18 protein-coding genes are annotated in these 19,336 nt (G+C 68.2%); 6 read left to right on the top strand and 12 right to left on the bottom strand.

Translation table 11 applies throughout. The features are described 5' to 3' along the window. Window positions 1-3: 3 nt before the first annotated feature. Entirely contained in the window at window positions 4-102 is a 99-nt protein-coding gene (locus ABIC21_RS05410) for a potassium-transporting ATPase subunit F (protein ID WP_116765591.1), read from the bottom strand. Between the two features lie 382 nt (window positions 103-484). Between ABIC21_RS05410 and ABIC21_RS05405 the strand changes: the two genes are divergently transcribed. Further along, window positions 485-2,461: an APC family permease gene (locus tag ABIC21_RS05405; protein ID WP_354349397.1), complete on the top strand. Its 1,977-nt coding sequence runs from the start codon at window positions 485-487 to the stop codon at window positions 2,459-2,461. A gap of 115 nt (window positions 2,462-2,576) precedes the next feature. On the opposite strand, the gene ABIC21_RS05400 is transcribed toward ABIC21_RS05405, so the two are convergent. Continuing rightward, window positions 2,577-2,780, bottom strand: a complete 204-nt coding sequence (locus ABIC21_RS05400) for a cold-shock protein (RefSeq protein WP_013599688.1) — start codon at window positions 2,778-2,780, stop codon at window positions 2,577-2,579. A 158-nt stretch (window positions 2,781-2,938) separates the two neighbouring features. On the opposite strand from ABIC21_RS05400, the gene ABIC21_RS05395 reads away from it, so the two are divergent. Further along, window positions 2,939-3,682, top strand: a complete 744-nt coding sequence (locus ABIC21_RS05395; protein WP_354349396.1) for a glycosyltransferase family 2 protein — start codon at window positions 2,939-2,941, stop codon at window positions 3,680-3,682. Here ABIC21_RS05395 and ABIC21_RS05390 read toward each other — a convergent pair. The 5 genes from ABIC21_RS05390 to ABIC21_RS05370 all read right to left on the bottom strand — a co-directional run bounded on the left by ABIC21_RS05390 (window position 3,679) and on the right by ABIC21_RS05370 (window position 10,077). Continuing rightward, window positions 3,679-4,617: an alpha/beta fold hydrolase gene (locus ABIC21_RS05390; protein ID WP_354349395.1), complete on the bottom strand. Its 939-nt coding sequence runs from the start codon at window positions 4,615-4,617 to the stop codon at window positions 3,679-3,681. The two genes, ABIC21_RS05395 and ABIC21_RS05390, sit on opposite strands and share 4 nt — an antisense overlap. Before the next feature lie 61 nt (window positions 4,618-4,678). Then, window positions 4,679-5,812 carry an alpha/beta hydrolase gene (locus ABIC21_RS05385; RefSeq protein WP_354349394.1) on the bottom strand — a complete coding sequence of 378 codons (1,134 nt, stop codon included), beginning with the start codon at window positions 5,810-5,812 and terminating at the stop codon, window positions 4,679-4,681. Window positions 5,813-5,889: 77 nt separating this feature from the next. Next, window positions 5,890-8,595 (bottom strand): PEP/pyruvate-binding domain-containing protein, encoded by a 2,706-nt coding sequence (locus ABIC21_RS05380; protein ID WP_354349393.1) that lies wholly within the window; start codon window positions 8,593-8,595, stop codon window positions 5,890-5,892. Between the two features lie 9 nt (window positions 8,596-8,604). Continuing rightward, on the bottom strand, window positions 8,605-8,922 hold the full coding sequence (locus tag ABIC21_RS05375; protein ID WP_354349392.1) for a hypothetical protein: 318 nt from the start codon (window positions 8,920-8,922) through the stop codon (window positions 8,605-8,607). 99 nt (window positions 8,923-9,021) lie between these two features. Further along, window positions 9,022-10,077 (bottom strand): zinc-dependent alcohol dehydrogenase family protein, encoded by a 1,056-nt coding sequence (locus tag ABIC21_RS05370; RefSeq protein ID WP_354349391.1) that lies wholly within the window; start codon window positions 10,075-10,077, stop codon window positions 9,022-9,024. 170 nt (window positions 10,078-10,247) lie between these two features. On the opposite strand from ABIC21_RS05370, the gene ABIC21_RS05365 reads away from it, so the two are divergent. Beyond that, window positions 10,248-11,108, top strand: coding sequence for a 3-hydroxyacyl-CoA dehydrogenase family protein (locus ABIC21_RS05365; protein ID WP_354349390.1), 861 nt, complete (start codon window positions 10,248-10,250; stop codon window positions 11,106-11,108). Window positions 11,109-11,228: 120 nt separating this feature from the next. On the opposite strand, the gene ABIC21_RS05360 is transcribed toward ABIC21_RS05365, so the two are convergent. The 3 genes from ABIC21_RS05360 to ABIC21_RS05350 are packed head-to-tail and all read right to left on the bottom strand — an operon-like array spanning window position 11,229 to window position 13,894. Continuing rightward, a complete protein-coding gene (locus tag ABIC21_RS05360) occupies window positions 11,229-12,413 on the bottom strand; it encodes an acetyl-CoA acetyltransferase (protein ID WP_354349389.1) in 1,185 nt (394 codons plus the stop codon). After that, window positions 12,410-13,111 (bottom strand): CoA transferase subunit B, encoded by a 702-nt coding sequence (locus ABIC21_RS05355; protein WP_354349388.1) that lies wholly within the window; start codon window positions 13,109-13,111, stop codon window positions 12,410-12,412. The genes ABIC21_RS05360 and ABIC21_RS05355 overlap by 4 nt, the downstream gene beginning before the upstream one ends. 33 nt (window positions 13,112-13,144) lie before the next feature. Beyond that, a complete protein-coding gene (locus ABIC21_RS05350) occupies window positions 13,145-13,894 on the bottom strand; it encodes a CoA transferase subunit A (protein WP_354349387.1) in 750 nt (249 codons plus the stop codon). A 198-nt stretch (window positions 13,895-14,092) separates the two neighbouring features. Here ABIC21_RS05350 and ABIC21_RS05345 point away from each other — a divergent pair, with 198 nt between their 5' ends. Beyond that, window positions 14,093-14,869 carry an IclR family transcriptional regulator gene (locus ABIC21_RS05345; RefSeq protein WP_354349386.1) on the top strand — a complete coding sequence of 259 codons (777 nt, stop codon included), beginning with the start codon at window positions 14,093-14,095 and terminating at the stop codon, window positions 14,867-14,869. A 162-nt stretch (window positions 14,870-15,031) separates the two neighbouring features. On the opposite strand, the gene nadE is transcribed toward ABIC21_RS05345, so the two are convergent. After that, on the bottom strand, window positions 15,032-15,853 hold the full coding sequence (gene nadE, locus ABIC21_RS05340) for an NAD(+) synthase (RefSeq protein WP_354349385.1): 822 nt from the start codon (window positions 15,851-15,853) through the stop codon (window positions 15,032-15,034). A gap of 222 nt (window positions 15,854-16,075) precedes the next feature. After that, window positions 16,076-17,098: a LacI family DNA-binding transcriptional regulator gene (locus ABIC21_RS05335; protein WP_354349384.1), complete on the bottom strand. Its 1,023-nt coding sequence runs from the start codon at window positions 17,096-17,098 to the stop codon at window positions 16,076-16,078. Between the two features lie 240 nt (window positions 17,099-17,338). Between ABIC21_RS05335 and ABIC21_RS05330 the strand changes: the two genes are divergently transcribed. Further along, complete coding sequence (locus ABIC21_RS05330) at window positions 17,339-18,187, top strand: sugar phosphate isomerase/epimerase family protein (RefSeq protein WP_354349383.1); 849 nt, start codon at window positions 17,339-17,341, stop codon at window positions 18,185-18,187. Then, a complete protein-coding gene (locus ABIC21_RS05325) occupies window positions 18,184-19,194 on the top strand; it encodes a Gfo/Idh/MocA family protein (protein ID WP_354349382.1) in 1,011 nt (336 codons plus the stop codon). Before ABIC21_RS05330 ends, ABIC21_RS05325 begins: the two co-directional genes overlap by 4 nt. Window positions 19,195-19,336: the final 142 nt, after the last annotated feature.

Raw genomic sequence — 19,336 nt, 5'->3', positions numbered from 1 at the left:
TGTTCACCACTTTTCCGGGTGGATAAGGACGGCGAGCAGGTAGCCAAAGAGGCTCAATCCGGCTATCAGCAGGACGAGCCACATGATCGCGTCGGCGCTCATTGCCCGCCCTCCGGCCGGTCGTCGGAACCGCCGACCACCCCGGCCAGGACATGGCCGATCCACATGACGAACCCCATGGACACCATGAGGATTCCGATAACAGCCAGGTCGGCCATTGCAGGTTCCTTTCATCTGCGCCCCGTATGCGGGGCTAAATCCAGTCAAGTCCTCCGAAGAGTCGAAAGAGTAGAGACTTACGGAACCTTGATGCCGACGGCCGGATCTTGACGGGTTCTTGACGCCTGCCTTCGGGCGAAGCCTGAGCCGGCGTCAAGGATTCGTCAAGATCGGCCCGTATCGGGGAAAACCGCGCCCGGCCGGTGCTAGCTTCGGCTGTAATCGCAGTGCGGTGCGCCGCGGCGTGCCGCGAGGAAGGCACCATATGACCACCCTGAGCCGCCCGCCGGCAGACCCCTCAGCTCCCCGCCCGCCGCGGATCGCCGGGCTGAAAAACTGGCTGCTGTTCGGGCTGCAGGACAGCAAGGGCACCCACCAGGGCCCGGGCGGAGTGCCCACTGCCCACGAGAAGAAGCATTCGTGGTGGCAGGTGATGTGCCTGACCGGTGTCGACTACTTCTCCACGCTGGGATACCAGCCGGCAATCGCGGCGCTCGCTGCGGGGGTAATTTCGCCGCTCGCGACCCTCGTGCTCGTCGCCGTCACCTTGCTGGGCGCCCTGCCCGTCTACCGGCGGGTGGCGGGCGAGAGCCACCGGGGCGAGGGCTCCATCGCGATGCTCGAGCGGCTCATGCCGCGCTGGGGCGGAAAGCTGTTGGTCCTGGTCCTGCTGGGCTTTGCCGCGACGGACTTCATGATCACCATGACGCTGTCGGCGGCGGACGCCACGGCGCACCTGATCCAGAACCCGATGGCCCCCAGCTGGCTGCAGGGGCAGGACGTGCCGGTCACGCTGTTCCTGCTGGCGATGCTGGGCGCGGTCTTCCTCCGCGGTTTCAAGGAGGCAATCGGCGTCGCCGTCCTGATCGTCGCCGTCTATCTGGCGCTGAACGTCGTTGTGCTGTCCGTTTCGGTCTTTGAGGTGTTCACGCACCCCGTTGCCGTGGACAACTGGTGGCAGGCAATCTCCACCTCACACGGAAACCCGCTGCTGGCCGTCGGCTTCGCCTTGCTCGTCTTCCCGAAACTCGCACTGGGCCTTTCCGGATTCGAGACGGGCGTCGCCGTCATGCCGCAGATCCGGGGCCACGCGGGCGATAGCGAGGACCATCCTGCCGGCCGCATCGCGGGCACCCGCAAGCTGCTGACGACGGCGGCACTCATCATGAGCAGCTTCCTGATCGTCAGCAGCTTCACCACCGTGGTGCTCATCCCGGAGCAGGAATTCCAGCCCGGCGGCGAGGCGAACGGCCGCGCCCTGGCGTTCCTGGCCCACGAACACCTGGGGGCGGGGTTCGGCACCATCTATGACATCAGCACCATCGCGATCCTCTGGTTCGCCGGGGCCTCCGCGATGGCCGGGCTGCTGAACCTGGTTCCCCGGTACCTGCCCCGCTACGGCATGGCCCCTGAGTGGGCACGCGCCGTACGCCCCCTGGTGCTCGTGTTCGCGCTGGTCGGGTTCCTGATCACCTGGCTTTTCGATGCCGACGTCGATGCGCAGGGTGGCGCCTACGCGACGGGGGTTCTGGTGCTGATGACGTCGGCCGCGGTGGCGGTGACGCTTTCGGCCCGCCGGCAGCGGCAGCGCAAACGCACCGCAGGATTCGGCGCCATCGCCGTTGTGTTCATCTACACCACCGTCGCGAACATCATCGAACGCCCTGAAGGCATCCGGATCGCTTCGGTCTTCATCTTGGCGATCATCGTGATCTCGCTGCTGTCGCGGGTCGGGCGTTCCTTTGAGCTGCACGCCACCCGCGTCCATCTGGACAGTGCGGCGCTGGAATTCATGTCCGATGAGCTGGACGGGCCGCTGCGGCTCATCGCCCACGAGCCGCTTCGAATGAGCGCAGAGGCCTACCAGCAGAAACTGGCGTCCGCCACAGAGGTCAGCCACCTGCCGCTGGACTACCGTGCCCTCTTCCTTGAGGTGGTGGTGGACGACTCGTCCGACTTTGAAACGGAGCTTTTGGTCCGCGGCATCACCCGGCACGGATACCGGATCCTGGAAGTCCATGGGCCCGTCGTCCCGAACACGATCGCGTCGGTCCTGCTCCACATCCGCGATGTGACAGGCCTGATGCCGCACATCTACTTCCGCTGGACCGAAGGCAACCCCGTCACCAACCTGCTGCGCTTCCTGGCCTTCGGTGAGGGGGAAATCGCCCCGGTGACCCGCGAAGTGCTGCGGGAGGCGGAGCCGGACGTGACCAGGCGGCCGTGGGTCCACGTCGGCTGACCGCACTGCGCGCCCAACAACGACAAACGCCCCTCCCGAGGAATCCTCGAGGGGGGCGTTTGTGGTCTTGGGGAAAGCATGGCGGCCGGCTGGCCGGTGCTGCTATCCGGAGTATTTAGAGCGGGCGGATGTTCTCGGCCTGCGGACCCTTCGGGCCCTGGGTGACGTCGAACTCGACCTTCTGGTTCTCGTCCAGCGAGCGGTAGCCGCTGCTGGCGATTGCCGAGTAGTGGGCGAAAACGTCGGCTGACCCGTCATCCGGGGCAATGAAGCCAAAACCCTTTTCGGCGTTGAACCATTTAACTGTGCCTGTAGCCATGCCATATCCTTCTGAAATGCTGCTGATCTCCGGCGGCCCGGAGGCCAACGGCTGCGGAGACATTCGTCCGCTGTTGCCCAACCTACGGGTCCGGGGGCCGCGGTGCAAGAGTCCAACGGGGGCATTTCGTCCCATCGCCGGACTATAGTCGGGGCAATATGACAACAATCTCGGTGGTTATCCCAACCAGGAACGACGCTGACATGCTCGCCGGATGCCTCGCCGCACTCGCCCGGCAGACCCGCCCGGCGGATGAAATCGTCGTCATAGACAACGCCAGCACGGACAATACCGCGGAGGTCTGCGCCGCCGCCCGGGCCCGGCGGATCGCCGTCGAACTCCCGGGGATCGCCGCCTCCACGGCGTACGGATTCGACGAGGCTCGCTGCGACCTGATTGCCCGGCTGGACACCGACTCCATACCACCCGCGGACTGGCTCGAACGGGTTGAAGCCATCCTCGAAAAGGCAGGCCCGCTGTCCGCCGTGTCCGGCCCCGGCGACTTCTACGGCGCAACCCGGTTCGCCCGATGGGTAGGCACGAGTGTCTACATTCCCGGATATTTCTGGGCCATCGGATGGCTGCTGGGACATCCTCCGCTGTTTGGCTCGAATTTCGCGCTGCGGTCCGACGTCTGGGACCGGATCCGCGGCTCCGTCCATCGGGGCGTCCCGCCGGTGCACGATGATCTGGACATTTCCTACCAGATCCCGCCCGAGGTGACGGTGATCGGCGACCCCACGCTGCGCGTTCAGGTCTCCGCGCGGCCGCTGGCGAGCTGGCATTCCGTCGGGCGCCGGCTGTCGATGGCGTGGACCACTTTCGGTGTCGAGTTCAGGCAGGAGGGCCCGTTCCGGCGGCGCCGCCGCCGCCGCCAATGGGAACGCGACCACCCGCGCTAGACGGATCCGTAGAGCGCGATCAGGTCCCGGCTCATCTGGTGCGGCGACGTCTCACTGGGGCTGTGTCCGCCCCGGTACACGGCGATACGGGCGCCGATGGACTGCGCGAAGCGGCGGTGCAGTGCCAGCGGCCAGAGGTCGTGTTCCCCGACGGCGACGAACTTCGGCAGCGCCGCCGCCGCCAGCACCGCCCTCAGATCCGGCGCGTGCTGCATCAGTCCGACGATGTCGCGCACTGAACTTCGGCGGGTGAAACGGAACCGGTGATTCACAAACCGAATCCGGTTGGGCGGGACACGCACGACGTTGAAGCGGATGCCCCAGATCATCAGCGCGGCCCCGACCCTCGGGCTGACCCAGCTGCTGAACCGTCCGATGCGCTGAACGCCGCGGAAGCTCTGGCCGGGTTCGGGCGGGCAGCTGAGCAGGGTGAGGCTGCGGAATTTTTCCGGCCGCCGGGAAAAAGCCACCTGGGCGACGATCGCGGCGAAGGAGTAGCCGACGACGTGCGCGGCCCCCTCATCGGCGTCGAGCATGGCGAGCAGGTCATCGGTGAACAGCTCGTAGTCGTAGTGCGCGCGGGGAGGCACGAGGTTTTCCGGGCCCGCCCCGGCGGATTCGTACTGGCCGGCGATGTCGCAGGTCAGGACAAAGTACCCGGCAGCGGCGAGCTCGGGCAGCATCAGGACAAAGTCTTCCTTGGACCCCGTGGCGCCGGGGATCAGGAGCACCCGCGGGTTGCCCGGTGTGCCCATGGAGAGCGTGGCGAGCGGACCGCTGGGGGCCTCGAACGTGCCCCGTACCGCCCCCTCGGGCAGGACGGTCCAGTCCACGTCGCCCAGAGCGGCGTCCCGGCGGGCGGCTTCGTCAACCAGCGCCGATCCGAATCCCTCAGGATCCCGGTCGCCCTGTGTGTTGCTGTCGGCAGACACCATGGACTAAACATAGCCCGGGCCGGCGGCGGACGGGACCCGGGCGGGGGAGGAGCAGCAGTCCTCAGGCCACTTTCCGCACGAAAGCGTGCAGCCGGCGGTACACTTCCTGAGATTCCGGGTAGCGGAAGTTCTGCTGCCAGGTGTGCTCGGTGTTGGAGTTGTCCCAGTCGTAGATGAGGCTGTCCACGGGGACGGAATGTGCGCGCAGCCGGGCAATGAAGTTCAGGTTGGCGGCGTAGAAGAAGTCCCGTTCCGAGGTGGTCACGAAGACCGGCGGGAAGCGCGAATCCAGCCATTCGATCGGTGAGAGGAAGCCTGCGCCCTTGCGGAGGGCCTCGAGCCGGCCGGGACCGGAGCTGGCAAACCTGCTGCCAAAGCCGCCGCGCATTCCCCCGCCGATGCCGCGGTTCCGGCCGCCGGGTCGGAGTCCGGGAAGCAGCATGCGGACGAAGTTCAGGCTCAGCACGAAGCCCTTTTCGAAGAAGACGGAGAAGTCCACCACGCTGCAGTGCTGGACGAGTCCCTTGAAATCGGACGCCGGTACGGCCGGGGTGAGGCCGTGGTGCCGCGCCAGTTCCGGCCGGAAGCTGGCGGCCGTCAGGAGGGCCGCGATCTGGCCTCCGGCGGAGTCGCCGCCGAGCACGATCCGCGATCCGTCGCCGCCGTAGCCGGCAATGTTCTTTCGGACCCAGGCAAGCGCGGCGTTGGCGTCCGCCAGGACGTGGGCCATCTGGAAACGCGGAGCCTTCCGGTAGTTCACGTTGACCACCACCATGCCGCCCTCGGCCTGGCTGGCGCAGTACTTGGTCAGCGAGGCCTTGTCTCCGGACGTCCAGCCGCCGCCGTGGAAGTACACGTACACGGGCAGCGCCCCCGGCGAACCGACGCCGGCTGCTGTAGTGCCGCCGGGCCCGTGAGGAACGATGACGTCGAGGCGGTGCGCCCGGATGCCGTCCCCCACGAAATCGATGTCGTGGAAATATTCGACGCCGGTAATCGGGTCCACGTTGAAGCGGGAGTTCTCGCTGGCCTTCACCGAGTGCATCAGCACCCGCCAGGTCCACACCGGAACCCGCTGTAGGACGTTCCTGGCCTTTCGGGCCAGGGCGAAGGAGCCGCCGGATGGTTGCGGCCGTTGCCGGGACAGCTGAAAGGACGACTCGTGGTGCGTTGGCCGGTGGGCCGGTGTGGTCATCGCCCAATTCTATCTGGCACAGCTGTGCTACAGCTGTGAGGGCAGCCTGCCCTGGTCCAGCCACGGCATGCCCCGGGTCACGGCTCCTCGCGGATGGTGCCGGCCGCGCCGTCGACGGTGACGGTCTGGCCGGTCCGCAACCGGGTGGTGGCGTCCGGGACGCCCACCACGGCCGGGATGCCGTACTCGCGGGCCACCACGGCCCCGTGGGATATTACCCCGCCCATTTCCATGACGAGCGCGCCGGCCGTCAGGAACAGCGGCGTCCAGCCGGGGTCCGTCGAGGGGGCCACCAGGATGTCGCCGGGCTCGAGGTGGGCGCCCACCGGATCCATGATCACCCTGACCCGTCCGGTAGCGGTGCCTGCCGAGGCCGGTGTCCCGGTCAGGGCACCGGACGGCGGAGACTTCGCCATCATGGCGGCCTCGACGTCGGTGCCGTCGGACAGCAGCAGCCGCGGAATGCGCCGGCGCCGCAGTTCAATGTCGTACAGCCGGTGGCGGTCCGCGGCGATGCCGTGCAGGTCCGCGCCGCGCAGTCCCACGCGGATCTCGTCGAAGTCGAGGAAGAACACGTCCTCGGCGTCGGCGATCGTGCCGGCCGAGGCCATGTCCGCGCCGATCAGCAGCAGCTGCCGATGCATCTCGCCGAGCACCGCGACGATGTAGAACTTGGGCAGCTCCCGCAGCCCCGCCAGTTGCCGCACGCGGCGTAGACAGAGCTCCAGCGCCCGTGCGCGCCAGGGGCTCCGGACGCGCGCCCGGTCCACCAGGCTGCGGATCCTGTCCTCCGCATGCTCGGCGGCCCGGGCAAACTGCCGGTCGGGAGCCTGCTCCGGATCCTCGACGCGGAGGTAGTTGGAGATCATGCCGAGGATATGGTCGGGCTCCTCGGACCAGCGGGGCATGCCGAGGTCTATCTCCGCCACGGCGCGGTGGCCGTAGCGGGCGAGGAAGCCGCGCACCCCGGCCTGGGCCTGGGGCGGCAGTGTGCCGGCGAGATATTCGGCGGACAGCTCGTCAGGGCGTTTCGCCAGGAATTCCCCGCGCGACACCGGGTCGTCGCCGATGGAAACGGCGAGCTTCCAAAGCTCCAGGTCCATTTCGGTCGTGATGTTGTGGGGGAGGCCGCGCAGGACAGCCTCCAGCTCCCGGGGCGGGGCGATGCCGCGCAGCAGCCGCCGGGCCACGGCCAGCAAGATGTAGCCAGCGGACGGGCCCGGCAGCGTGGCCCGGATCAGCCCGTCAATCGTCCGGCCCAGGATCTGCTCGGTGTATTCGAGCCGCTGCGCTGAGCTGGCGGGCTCGGCCAGCCGGAGCTCGGCCTCGAGCCCCCTGCCGTAGTTTTTGGCCCGCCGCAGCTCAGCGGTGGGTCGGAACGCGGACCGGATCATGGCCGGAATGAGCCCCGCGATGAGGCCGAGGCTGGCCGTTTTCTCGGTGCTGCCGGCGCGTCGCGGCGGCGGCGGGACGCGCCGCCCGGGCCCGGCCTTGCGCAGGCGTGCCCGGAACGGGTGCTCGATGAGGCTGAACCTGGGGTCCTCTAGGAGGGCAGGCATCACGGCACCGGATCTGCCGTCCGCCAGGGGGAGTACCCGCAGCAGGTAGGCGCGGCCGGACTTGTTGCGGGCCACCGCCGTGAGGTCCACGTACATCCGCAAGCCCGGATTGACGTACCGCCAGGGCCCTTTGCTGTTGCGCATCACCTCGAGGACGGCCAGCCCCATCGGCGTGATCGGCCGGGTGAGCCCCTGGAAGAGGGTGCCGCACAGGTACACCCGGGTGGGCGCCGCGGCGCCGGCGGCGACGTCTTCGGGCGCGGGCTCGGGCAGCGGATACAGCGTGGTGATCGGACGTGACTGGGTGAGCCAGGTCCTGCCGGCGGTGTCGACCGCCCATTCGATATCCTGGGGCGCCCCGAGGAGGTGCTGGACGCGGTCTCCCAGTGCCGTTAGTTCCTGCAGCCGGGGCCCGCTCAGGACCGGGTCGCGACCGGGGTCCGTCCCTCTCGGCGTTCGCAGCCTGACCGCGCCGGAGGCCGTGTCCAGCACGAACTGGTCCGGGTTGACTGCTCCCGAGACCACGGCCTGCCCCGAGCCCGGGCTCGCGTTGATGACCGTCTCCGTCCGGGTCCCGGTGACGGGGTTGGCGGTGAACAGCACTCCGGCCGTGGCGGCGTCGACCATGGCCTGGACGACGACGGCGAGTCCCACGTCGCGGTTGCTGATCCCGTTGGCGGACCGGTACGCCACCGCCCGGTCGCTCCACAGGGACGCCCAGCAACGGCGGACCGCCTCGACCACGGCGTCGGCGCCGACGACGTCGAGGTAGGAGTCCTGCTGGCCGGCGAAACTGGCGAAGGGCAGGTCCTCCGCCGTGGCCGAGGACCTGACGGCCACCGCGAGGGTTCCGCCCATGTCCGTGTAGGCGCTGCGGACGGCGGCATCCACCGCGGGCGGGATCGGCGCTTCCTCGATCAGTGCCCTGGCCCGCCCGGCCACCGTGACGGGCGCCGCGTCGGATGCTGCTGTTCCCGCCGCCGTTCGCGGCGCGTCGAGTTCGGCTGCGAGGGCTGCGAGTCCGGGTGGTTCCGCCAGGTCGTAGGCGACGGTGGTCAGGCAGAACCCGCGCGGCACCGGCAGCCCGGCCGCCAGGAGTCTGCCGAGGTTCAGGGCCTTGCCGCCCACCAGTTTGAGGGGCGCCGTGCCCGTCCCGCCGAGATCCAGCACGAGAGGATCTGCGGGGGAACTGCTGGCCGACGGGTCAGGATGTGCAGTGTCCATGGCGTGCCCCTACGGAAGGTCCGTCGGACTACCGGTGTCCTCCCACATCACGTCCAGGTTCCGGAACACCGGCGGCCCGTCGCAGAGGGCCGCCATCCGTGCGGCGAAATCGGAGGTCTCGGGCCGCACTGAGTTCTCCATCGCCGAGTCGTAGGAATCGAATTCGACCAGGGTGAGATAGGTTCCGGGACGGTCGCGGTCCGCGGTGGCCAGGATCCGGCGGAACGTGGGCGGGGTGCTTCCCTCGGTCCTCGACGGCCGGCCCAGCGCCTCAATTTCCTCGATGCGGGAGGTCTGGAATTCGATGATCTGCACAAACCTGGCCATGACGGCTCCTCGACAGCGGCGGATGCTGATGCGCTCACGGTAGACCCGGTCCCCTCGGTAGAACAAGAGCCAGGACAAGACCGCCGTCGGGCGTTTCCATTAGGGGGTCAGCAGGACCTTAATGGCGCGCCGTTCGTCCATGGCGCGGTAGGCCTCGGCGGCTTCTTCCAGCGGCATAACGACGTCAAAGACGCGGCCCGGGTTGATCGTGCCGTCGAGGACGTCCGCCAGCAGTTCCGGGATGTAGGTGCGTGCCGGGGCCATGCCGCCGCCGATGGAAATGTTCGTGTCGAAGAGGTAGCGCAGCGGGACCTCGCTGCCGCCGGTGGGGACTCCGACAAAGCCCAGTGCGCCGCCCGGGCGGGTGCTGTGCAGCGCCTGTTCCATGGATTCCTTGGTCCCGACGCATTCCAGCACGGAGTCGGCCAGCACTCCGCCGAGGAGTTCGCGGACCTTGGCGACGCCGTCGTCCCCGCGCTCCTCCACGATGTCCGTGGCCCCGAATTCGCGGGCGACCGCCTGGCGGTCGGCGTGGCGCGACATCGCAATGATCCGTTCCGCCCCGAGCCGCTTGGCGGCCAGGACACCGCAGAGGCCGACGGCGCCGTCGCCCACCACCACGACGGTCCGGCCCGGGCCGACTTTCGCGGCGAGGGCCGCGTGGTGGCCGGTGGCCATCACGTCGGACAGCGTGAGCAGGCTCTTCCGGAGGGCGTCATCCGGCTCGGCGACGCCGGGAACCTTGACCAGGGTGGAGTCGGCCAGCGGGACGCGGACCGCCTGGCCCTGGCCGCCGTCGATCGCGTGACCGGCGTCGTCCTTGCCGCCCCAGCCCGCCAGATGGTCGCAGGCCACGGTGACGCCGTTGAGGCACTGGGGGCAGGCGCCGCAGCTGACCACGAACGGTGCGATCACGAGGTCGCCGACGGCCAGACCGGTGATCCCTGAGCCGATGCTCTCCACGGTGCCGATGAACTCGTGACCGATCGCGGTGGGCCGGCGGGTGGGCCGCACGCCCCGGTAGGGCCACAGGTCCGAGCCGCAGACGCAGGACGCGGTGACTTTCACGACGGCGTCGGTGGGCAACTGGACCGTGGGATAGTCACGGTCTTCAACCCGGATGTCGCCGGGGGCGTGGATGATCGTGGCGCGCATGGAGGCTCCTCGCATGGGGGTGGGCGGGCTTGGATCGAGTTTAGTCCTCCCTGCCCGCCGGCTCTTGTGTTGGCCGCTGTCCCTGCCCTTGTATTGACGCCAAGGGCATCAGCACGAACCGCTCCCATCTGGCCGCCCGTATCGTTGGCAGCCCGCTGAAAGGAACTGGCATGACCTACACGCTCCCCGCCAACATCGCGGACCGGCCCATTACCGTCGTCGGCGGCGGAACCCTGGGCCGGCGCATCGCCTTGATGCTCTCGCTCCAGGGCGCCGAAGTGCGCGTCTACGACACCAGCCTCGCCGTGGCCAGAGCCGCGCTCGAGTACGTTGCCACGCAGCGCCACCGCGCCGTGGAAGAGCTCGGGGGCAACCCCGCGGTCCGGCTCGCGGCGCGGGACAACCTCGCCGACGCCCTGCGGGATTCGTGGCTCGTGGTCGAGGCGGTACCGGAAAAGCTCGGCCTCAAGCAGGCCATCTTCGCTGACCTTGACCAGCTGGCCGCCCCGGACGCCGTGCTGGCCAGCAGCTCCTCGGCGTTCGCTTCCTCCGAATTCATCGGCGGCGTGAACAAGCCCGAGCGTGTCCTGAACATGCACTTCTACATGCCGCCGGAAGTGCGTTCGGTGGAGCTGATGTCCAGCGGCCACACCGACCCGCGGATCATCGAACTGCTCATGGCCGAGCTGCCCAGGTACGCACTGGTCCCGCATCGGGTCCGCAAACAGAGTACCGGCTTCATCTTCAACCGGATCTGGGCGGCCATCAAGCGCGAATCGCTCCTGGTCGTTGCCGAGGGTGTGGCGGAGCCGCGGGACGTGGACGCCTTGTTTGCCGACCTCTTTAAATCCGAGATCACGCCTTTCCGTTTCATGGACGAGGTGGGCCTGGACGTGGTCCTCGACCTCGAAAACCACTACTGCGAGCTGGCCGGGGTCGAGAACAAATCGGCCCCCATGCTGCAGGACTACATCGCCAAAGGCTGGCTGGGCGTCAAGAGCGGCCGCGGCTTCTACAACGACTACACCTGACCCGGCACCCGGCACCCGCCGGCCGCCGCTCGCACCGCACGACCCCGACCACCACAATCAACGCGGCGTCAGATACGGCCCCTTACGCCGCTGGCGGTATCTGACCCCGCGTTGGCTTTCTCAGAGGGCTTCAAGCACGCTGACGTAGTTGGCGATGCCGACCCCGCCCATGTTCTGCACGGCGCCGCGGCGCGGGTTCGCCAGCTGCATGTCGCCGGCGGTGCCGGTGAGCTGCATCGCGGCGATGACGTGCTGCGAGACGCCGGTCGCGCCCACGGGGTGGCCCTTGGCCTTGAGTCCGCCGGAGACGTTGACGGGCAGCTTGCCGTCCTTGAAGACCCAGCCCTCCTCGATGGCGCGGGCGCCCTGGCCGGGTTCGGTCAGCCCCATCGCCTCATACATGAGCAGCTCGGCGATGGTGAAGCAGTCGTGCACCTCGGCGAAGTCCAGCTCCCCGAGCCCGACGCCGGCCATCCCCAGGGCGCGCTGCCAGGAGGCCCGCGTCGCGGTGAAGGCGGTGGGGTCGCGGCGCTCGGTGGGGAAGAAGTCGTTCGCGTGGCCGAATCCGGCGAGCCGGACCGGGGCAGTGGCCCCGCCGGTGGGGGCGACGCTCAGCACGACGGCGGCGGCGCCGTCGGACACGGGGGAGCAGTCGGTGCGGCGCAGCGGGTCGGCGACCATCGGGTTCTTGTCCGAAACGGTCCGGCAGAACTCCTCGCCGAGGTCCTTGCGGAGCTGGGCGTAGGGGTTGTCCACGCCGTTGCGGTGGTTCTTCGCGGCGATGGTGCCCAGGACATCCGACACCGGTCCATAGCGCTTCTCGTAGTGCTTGGCGACCTCGGCAAAGAGCCCGGTGAAGCCGGTGCTGGAGGCCTTGCCGGCCATGTCGTAGTCGGCGCCGAGCAGCGCAGCGCCCACGACGTCGGCCCCGGCGTGCGTCATCTTTTCGGCGCCGATCACGAGGACGGTCTTCGCGGTACCGGCCAGCAGCGACTTGGTGCCCTGCTGGAACGCTGCCGATCCGGAGGCGCAGGCGTTCTCGACCCGGGTGGACGGGACGTTGGCCAGCTGCTCCGAGACCTGCAGGGCCAGCGAGGACGGGAACGCCAGCGGCATCATGCCGGAGTTGAACTGGCCGAGGTAGATTTCGTCGATCTGGCCCGGCTCGATCCCGGCGTTGCCGATCGCCTCCGTGGCGACCTGGACGATCAGGGATTCGAGGGTTTCGTCCGTGAGTTTGCCGAAGCGGCTGTGGCCCCAGCCGGTCAGCAGGACATCTTTGCCGAACTGTTCGCGCAGGCTCATGCGGTGGCTCCTTCAAGGGTGATGCTGTTAAGGGTGGGGGTTGCGTCCAGGGAGGGGGCGACGTCGAAGTCGGCTTCGGTCTTTCCGCGGAGTTCCTCCACGGTGACGCCCGGGGCGAGACGGGTCAGCGTGAGCCGCCGGACGCCGTCGACCTTGTCCAGGTCAAACACCGCGAGGTCGCTGATAATCCGGTCAACGCAGCTCAGCCCGGTGAGGGGCAGCGTGCATTCCTTGACGATCTTGGCGGTGCCGTCCTTGGCGTTGTGCTCGGTGAGGACCACGACGCGCGGGGTGCCGGCGACGAGGTCCATGGCGCCGCCCATGCCCTTCACCATCTTGCCGGGGATGGTCCAGTTGGCGAGGTCGCCGTTCCCGGAGACCTGCATGGCGCCCAGGATGGCGACCTTGACGTGCCCGCCGCGGATCATGCCGAAGGAGGCGGCGGAGTCGAAGATGCTGCCGCCGGGCAGGACCGTGACGGTCTGCTTGCCGGCGTTGATGAGGTCCGCGTCCTCCTCGCCCTCGTAGGGGAACGGCCCCATCCCGAGCAGGCCGTTTTCGCTCTGCAGCACGACGCGGACGCCCTCGCGCAGGTTGTTGGCGACCAGTGTGGGGATGCCGATGCCGAGGTTGACGTAGTCGCCGTCGTTGAGCTCTTCGGCCGCGATGGCAGCCATTTCATTCCGGGTCCAAGCCATGATGATTCTCCTGAAGAAAGTAGGGGCCGGCGCTCAGGCCGGAACGGGTGCGGATGAGTTTGCTGCCTCGGCGTCTGCCGCCTCGGCGCGGGGGCGGACCGTGCGCTGTTCGATGTCCTTGACCCGGTCGCTGGCCTGGACCAGGCGCTGGATGAATACCCCGGGAGTGATGATGTGGTGGGGATCCAGGACTCCGGGTTCGACGATGACTTCGGCCTCCGCGACGGTCACGGCGCCGGCGGCCGCGACGACGGGGTTGAAATTCTGCGCGGTGAAGCGGTAGGTCAGGTTGCCGTCGGTGTCGGCGGTGTGGGCGTGCACCAGGGCGACGTCGGCCTTGATGGCGCGTTCCTGGACATACGTCTCGCCGTCGAACTCCGCGAGTGGTTTGCCTTCAGCGACGAGGGTCCCGACGCCGGTCTTCGTGTAGAAAGCCGGGATACCGGCGCCGCCGGCGCGGAGGCGCTCGGCCAGGGTGCCCTGCGGGGTGAACTCCACCTCCAGCCTGCCGGCGAGGTACTGCTCGGCGAAGAGCTTGTTCTCGCCCACGTAGGAGGCGATGACCTTGCGGACCTGGCCGGCTTCAATCAGCACGCCGAGGCCCTTGCCGTCCACGCCCATGTTGTTGGAAACCACGGTGAGGTCCTTGACGCCCGAATCGCGCACCGCCTCGATCAGGTCGGCCGGGATGCCGCTGAGGCCAAAGCCTCCTACGGCGAGCGTCATGCCGTCCCGCAGTACGTCCTGCAGCGCGGCTGCCGCTCCGGATTTCACCTTTGACATTGCATCTCCTCATTGAGCCCTTGACGCAATCCACTTTGTGGACTGTTTCCCTGGTGTTGGAGCCTACGGTGCCGAAAAGGAGACTGTCAATGGACGGTTTTTCTTTTGCGGGTGCTGTTTTTACAGTGTGGACGGTAAGCTGTGGACCATCCACAATGTGGATGATTTGGCAGAGTTCCCCCGACTTCCGAGGAAATCATGACTTCAACACCGGTCCAGGGCGCGCAGGTCGTCAGCCGCGTCGCGTCCCTGCTGCGCATCGTCGGGCGGAAACCGGAAGGCTCCCCGCTCGTGGAACTCGTCAGGGAATCCGGGCTCACCCGTCCCACCGTGCACCGGCTGCTCAGCTCGCTGGCCGCCGAGGGGCTGCTGGACCAGGATCCGGCAAGCGGCAACTGGGTGCTGGGACCGGAGATCCTGCTGATGGGTTCGGTGGCCTCGGCGCGGTTCCCGCTGGAGGACATCGCCCGGCCAAGCCTCCGCCGGCTCGCCGAGGAGACCGGCGAAAGCGCGTTCTTCTCGATCCGGCGCGGCGCCGAAACGGTGTGCCTGCTCCGCGAGGAGGGCAGCTTCCCGGTGCGGTCCTTCGTGCTGCACGAGGGCGTCCGCTTCCCGCTCGGGGTCGCCTCCGCCGGGACCGCCATCATGGCGTTCCTGCCCGAGACGGAGCAGGAAGACCTGCTGGCGGACTGGCCCGCGCATGCGGGCAGTTTCGCGACCGCCCACACCGAGCCGCTCGTCAGGGCCAACCTGGCCGCGACGCGGCAGGCCGGCTATTCGGTGAATCCGGGGCTCGTGCTGGAAGGCAGCTGGGGGATGGGGGCGGCAGTCTTCGACCAGCGGGGGCTGCCGGCCTGGGCTCTGTCACTGACGGGCATCGAGCCGCGCTTCAAGGGGGAACGCCAGGAGATGCTGGGCCGCCTCCTGATGGATGAGGCCCACCGGATCTCGACGCTGTTGCAGGGCGCCGCGTAGGTCCCTGGCGGGTGCGGGCACCCGGCGAGGTGAGTCCCGGCGTCGTGGTTCACCGGCCTTCGGCCGTCCGGGGGCACATTGGCTCGGACACGCCGGCGCTGGGCGCCTAAACGGTCCGCCGGTGGCGCAAAGTGCCCCCGGAGCGACTTAGCCAGGGGCCGGCTACTTCCACCAGGTGTCGAAGATGGTGACCGGGACGGTGCGCTTGTGGCGCGTGCGGAGGTATTTCTGTTCGATCAGCTCGGCTGCGGCCACGGGGATGTCGCGGCCCTCGAGGTAGTCGTCGATTGTGTCGTAGCTCAGGCCCAGTTCGTCCTCGTCGGTGCGGCCGGGCTGGCCGTCGAGGAGGTCCGCAGTGGGGACCTTCTCCCAGACACGGGCCGGGGCGCCGAGCTCGGCGAGCAGTGCCCTGTTCTGGCGCTTGTTGAGCCCGAACAGCGGCAGTATGTCCGCGCCGCCGTCGCCGTATTTAGTGAAGAAGCCGGTGACTGATTCCGCCCCGTGGTCCGTTCCGATGACCAGGTAGTTGTGCTCGCCGGCGAGGGCGTACTGCGCGATCATGCGGGTGCGGGCCTTGGTGTTGCCCTTGTGGAAGTCGGAGATCCCGTTGCCCACGGTCTTCTCGAATTCGTCCTCAAAGCCATCCACGGCCGCGGAGATGTTGAACGTCCACTCCGTCTTGGCCTGGATGAAGTCCAGGGCGGCCTGGGCGTCGTGCTCGTCGTGCTGCACGCCATACGGGAGGCGGACGGCGACGAAGTTTGCGTCCACACCCTCGGCGGCGAGCTCCTCCACGGCCAGCTGGGCCAGGCGGCCCGCGAGCGAGGAGTCCAGACCGCCGGAGATGCCCAGGACGAATCCCTTCGTGTGGGTCGCCTTCAGGTAATCCTTGAGGAACGCGACGCGTTTACGCACCTCCCCGGCGGGGTCAATCCGGGGCTGCACGCCCATTTCTTCGATGATCTTCGCCTGGAGTTCACGCATGACTCAAAGCCTAGCCAGCGGTGTCAACCGCGCTCAACTATGTCCGCCTGAGTGGCGCTGCGGCTATTGGATGGCGCTGCGCCAATTACCGGTCGCTACGCGAATACCCCTCGCGCAGGCGTCAACCCGCAGCGCCAGCGTGAAACCGCCGCGCGTGCCGGAAACCGCAGCGCCCGCGAGCAAACGCACGCCAGGAGCCGCGGCGCCAACCCGCGCCCGCCGTCACGCCAGCGGAGCCGGCCCGGTGGAGCCGCGGACCGTGAGGTGCGTGGGCATCACGGACCGGTTGCGGGCGCCGCCGCCGGCCAGGGGATTCAGCCGGGCCAGCAGCATGGAAACGGCCACCCGGCCCGCCTGCTCGATCGGCGAGGCCATGGTGGTCAGCGGGGGGTTGCAGAAATCGGCACCGAAGATGTCGTCGCAGCCCACAATGCTCATGTCCTCCGGGACGCGGATGCCGCGGTCGCGGAGGCGCTGAAGCATGCCGATGGCGATGAGGTCGTTGAACGCGATGCAGGCTGTCACGCCGCTGTGCACGGCGGCGTCCGCGGCGGCCGCGCCGGACTGTTTCTTGGGCGCGAACGGTCCCAGCCGGCGCACGTCCACGCCGCGTTCCTCGGCCGCCCCGGACAGCGTGGTCCAGCGCCGAGTGCTCGACTGGGACGTCAGCGGCCCGGCCACGTAGGCGATTCTGGTGTGGCCCAGCGAGATGAGGTGGTCGAGCGCCTGGCCGGTGGCGGACGGGGTGTCGATGAGGACGGCGGGGACGCCGGGAACGTCACGGTTGATGGTGACCAGGGGCATCTTGGCCGCCGCGGCCAGCAGGGCGTCGTCGCTGAGCCGGGACGCGGCAACGATGATGCCGTCGGCACTCTTTCGCAGCTGTTCCACGGTGCTGGCTTCCACCTCGTCCGACTCCTCCGTGTCCACCAGCAGCTGGGTGTAGCCGGCCGCCTTGAGCTGGAGCTGGGTGCCCCGGATGAGGTCGAAGTAAAACGGGTTGGTGATATCCGGCACCAGGACTCCCACCGCGCCTGTGCGGCCGGAACTCAGCGCCTTGGCCTGGCTGTTGGGGATGTAGTGCAGCTGGGCAGCAGCAGCTTCGATGCGCTGGCGGGTGCGGACATTGACCCGGTCCGGCGTGGACAGGGCCCGCGAAACGGTGGAGGCCGCCACGCCGCACAGCGCGGCGATGTCGTGGATGGTGGCAGGGCGGTCCACTGCTGCTGGTTGCGTCGTAGCCACGGCGCTCCTCTCTGAACGTGGTGGCCGGGCCGTGGGGGCCGGGTCGGAAGGGCGGGCCTGTGACTGTCGCCACAGGCCCGGTCAGCCAAGGATGCCATAAATTGTCAAAGTATGGCAACCGGTTGTCATTTGCCGCGGCTGTGGCTAAGCTGGCAGCAACAACGTTTGTGAACTGCGTCACCGCGCCGGAGCCAAAATGCGGGCTGCCCGCGCGGCGGCCCCGAAAACCTGGAGATCCGCGTGAGCAATACCCCCACCGCAGTCTGGCCGCTTTCTGGCTTCGGCGATGAGATCGACCCGGACCCTGCCGTGCAGGCCGCGGTGCTCCTTGCCCTGGGCGCCAGACACATCGAGGTGCGCAGCGCCTGGGGCACCAATGTCTCCGAACTTGAGCCGGAGCAGGTGGCCCGGCTTAGGGGGATCCTTGATGAGAAGGGCCTCAGAGTCTCGGCCGTGGCCAGCCCCATCGGCAAGGTGGATGTGAGCCTGCCGGTGGAACACGAGCTCGAACGCCTCCGCCGGATCATCTCCGTCGCCAAGGGGCTGGAGGCCGGCTACATCCGCATTTTCTCCTTCTTCCGGGCGGACGGCCGGAGCGCTGAGGACATCCGCGACGACGTAATGGTCCGCCTCGGCGCCCTGGCGGCGCTCGCCGAGAAATCCGGCGTCGTGCTGCTCCATGAAAACGAAAAGGGCATCTTCGGCGACACCCCGGAGCGCGTCCTGGACATCATGACGACCGTGGACTCCCCGGCACTGCGCATCGCCTGGGACAACGCCAACTTCGTCCAGGTGGGCGTCAAGCCCTTCACCGAGGGCTATGCCATGCTGCGCCCGTACCTCGAGTACTTCCAGGTCAAGGACGCCGTGGCCGCGACGGGCGAAGTGGTTCCCGCCGGCGAGGGCGACGGCGAACTGGACGCCACCATCGCGGCCCTCAAGGCGGACGGGTTTTCCGGCTTCGCCTCCCTGGAGCCGCACCTGGCCAGCGCCCATGAACTGGGCGGTTTCTCGGGCCCGGCCGCGTTTGGTACTGCCGCCCGCGCCTTTGCCGCGCTCGCCGCGAAAAACGGGGTTGAGCTCTATTGAGTACGACGGCGGCGGTCATTGGCTGCGGCGATGTTTCCGCCGTGCACTTCGAAGCGGTCGCCAAGCTCGACGGCGCCACGCTGGTGGCGGTCTGCGATTCGGATCCGCAGCGGCTGGCGGACGCGGTGGCCGCCCACGGCGTCCCCGGCTTCGCCGACCACCTGAGTCTCTTCGAAGCGGTCCGCCCGGACGTGGTACACATCTGCACCCCGCATGACCAGCACGCCTCGGTGGCGGCGGACTGCCTGGAGCGCGGAGTCAACGTCATCGTGGAGAAGCCGCTGGCCCACACCCTGGCCGAGGGGCGGCGGCTGGTTGATGCCGCGGCGGCAGGGCGGGCGAAAATCGCCGTGTGCTTCCAGAACCGGTACAACGCGACCTCCCAGGCGATGTTCTCGCTGCTGTCATCCGGCGAGCTGGGGGCCGTCATGGGGGCGTCGGCAACAGTGATGTGGCAGCGTTCCGCGGAGTACTACCGGAACCGGCCGTGGCGGGGGACCTGGGCCGGCGGCGGCGGTGGGCTGATGATGAACCAGGCCATCCACACCGTCGACCTGCTCCAGTGGCTCGTCGGGGACGTCGTGAAGGTCAGCGGCAACGCGTCCACGCGCTTCCTCGGCAGCACCATCGAAGTCGAGGACACCGCCGAATTCGTGGCAGAACATTCTAACGGGGCCAGGAGCGCGTTCTTTGCCACCCTGGCCAATGCCTACAACGCCCCCGTCACGCTCGACGTGGTCACCGAGAAGGCCGTTTTGAGCCTGCGGGGCGATCTCACAGTTTCCCATTCGGGCGGACGCGTGGACGTCATTCCGGAGCGCACGAGCGGCTCCGGCGGCCGGTCCTACTGGGGTGTCTCGCACGAGCTGCTGATCAACGATTTCTACAGCAGGCTGGAGGATCCGGAGCCGTTCTGGATCAGCCCCGCGGAGGCGGAGAAATCGCTGCGCATCATCAAGGACGTCTACCGGCAGAGCTACCCCGACGCCGCCCACAGGGTGTCATAAACGCCCACCCGGCAACCGGTTGAGTCCATCTTGGCCTGTCTGGAACGTTTCATTTTCGAGCATTTACCAGCAATGCTGCAACAGTTTTGACAATCGGTTGCCAAGTTAGGCAACAATGCGTACTGTGAATCTCACAAGGGAG

The organism is Pseudarthrobacter sp. PvP090 (assembly GCF_040547365.1).
Lineage (GTDB): Bacteria > Actinomycetota > Actinomycetes > Actinomycetales > Micrococcaceae > Arthrobacter.
The sequence above is the reverse complement of the archived record's forward strand: the minus strand, read 5'-3'. Positions and strand labels throughout refer to the sequence as shown.

Bases quoted from the DNA above. Each gene is read 5' to 3' on its own strand.
- ABIC21_RS05375 (WP_354349392.1), bottom strand. From the start codon at position 8,922: ATGGCCAGGTTTGTGCAGATCATCGAATTCCAGACCTCCCGCATCGAG.
- ABIC21_RS05360 (WP_354349389.1), bottom strand. From the start codon at position 12,413: ATGAGCCTGCGCGAACAGTTCGGCAAAGATGTCCTGCTGACCGGCTGG.
- ABIC21_RS05380 (WP_354349393.1), bottom strand. From the start codon at position 8,595: ATGGACACTGCACATCCTGACCCGTCGGCCAGCAGTTCCCCCGCAGAT.
- ABIC21_RS05385 (WP_354349394.1), bottom strand. From the start codon at position 5,812: ATGACCACACCGGCCCACCGGCCAACGCACCACGAGTCGTCCTTTCAG.
- nadE (WP_354349385.1), bottom strand. From the start codon at position 15,853: ATGCGTGAACTCCAGGCGAAGATCATCGAAGAAATGGGCGTGCAGCCC.
- ABIC21_RS05390 (WP_354349395.1), bottom strand. From the start codon at position 4,617: ATGGTGTCTGCCGACAGCAACACACAGGGCGACCGGGATCCTGAGGGA.
- ABIC21_RS05365 (WP_354349390.1), top strand. From the start codon at position 10,248: ATGACCTACACGCTCCCCGCCAACATCGCGGACCGGCCCATTACCGTC.
- ABIC21_RS05370 (WP_354349391.1), bottom strand. From the start codon at position 10,077: ATGCGCGCCACGATCATCCACGCCCCCGGCGACATCCGGGTTGAAGAC.
- ABIC21_RS05410 (WP_116765591.1), bottom strand. From the start codon at position 102: ATGAGCGCCGACGCGATCATGTGGCTCGTCCTGCTGATAGCCGGATTG.
- ABIC21_RS05395 (WP_354349396.1), top strand. From the start codon at position 2,939: ATGACAACAATCTCGGTGGTTATCCCAACCAGGAACGACGCTGACATG.
- ABIC21_RS05400 (WP_013599688.1), bottom strand. From the start codon at position 2,780: ATGGCTACAGGCACAGTTAAATGGTTCAACGCCGAAAAGGGTTTTGGC.
- ABIC21_RS05350 (WP_354349387.1), bottom strand. From the start codon at position 13,894: ATGTCAAAGGTGAAATCCGGAGCGGCAGCCGCGCTGCAGGACGTACTG.
- ABIC21_RS05355 (WP_354349388.1), bottom strand. From the start codon at position 13,111: ATGGCTTGGACCCGGAATGAAATGGCTGCCATCGCGGCCGAAGAGCTC.
- ABIC21_RS05345 (WP_354349386.1), top strand. From the start codon at position 14,093: ATGACTTCAACACCGGTCCAGGGCGCGCAGGTCGTCAGCCGCGTCGCG.
- ABIC21_RS05405 (WP_354349397.1), top strand. From the start codon at position 485: ATGACCACCCTGAGCCGCCCGCCGGCAGACCCCTCAGCTCCCCGCCCG.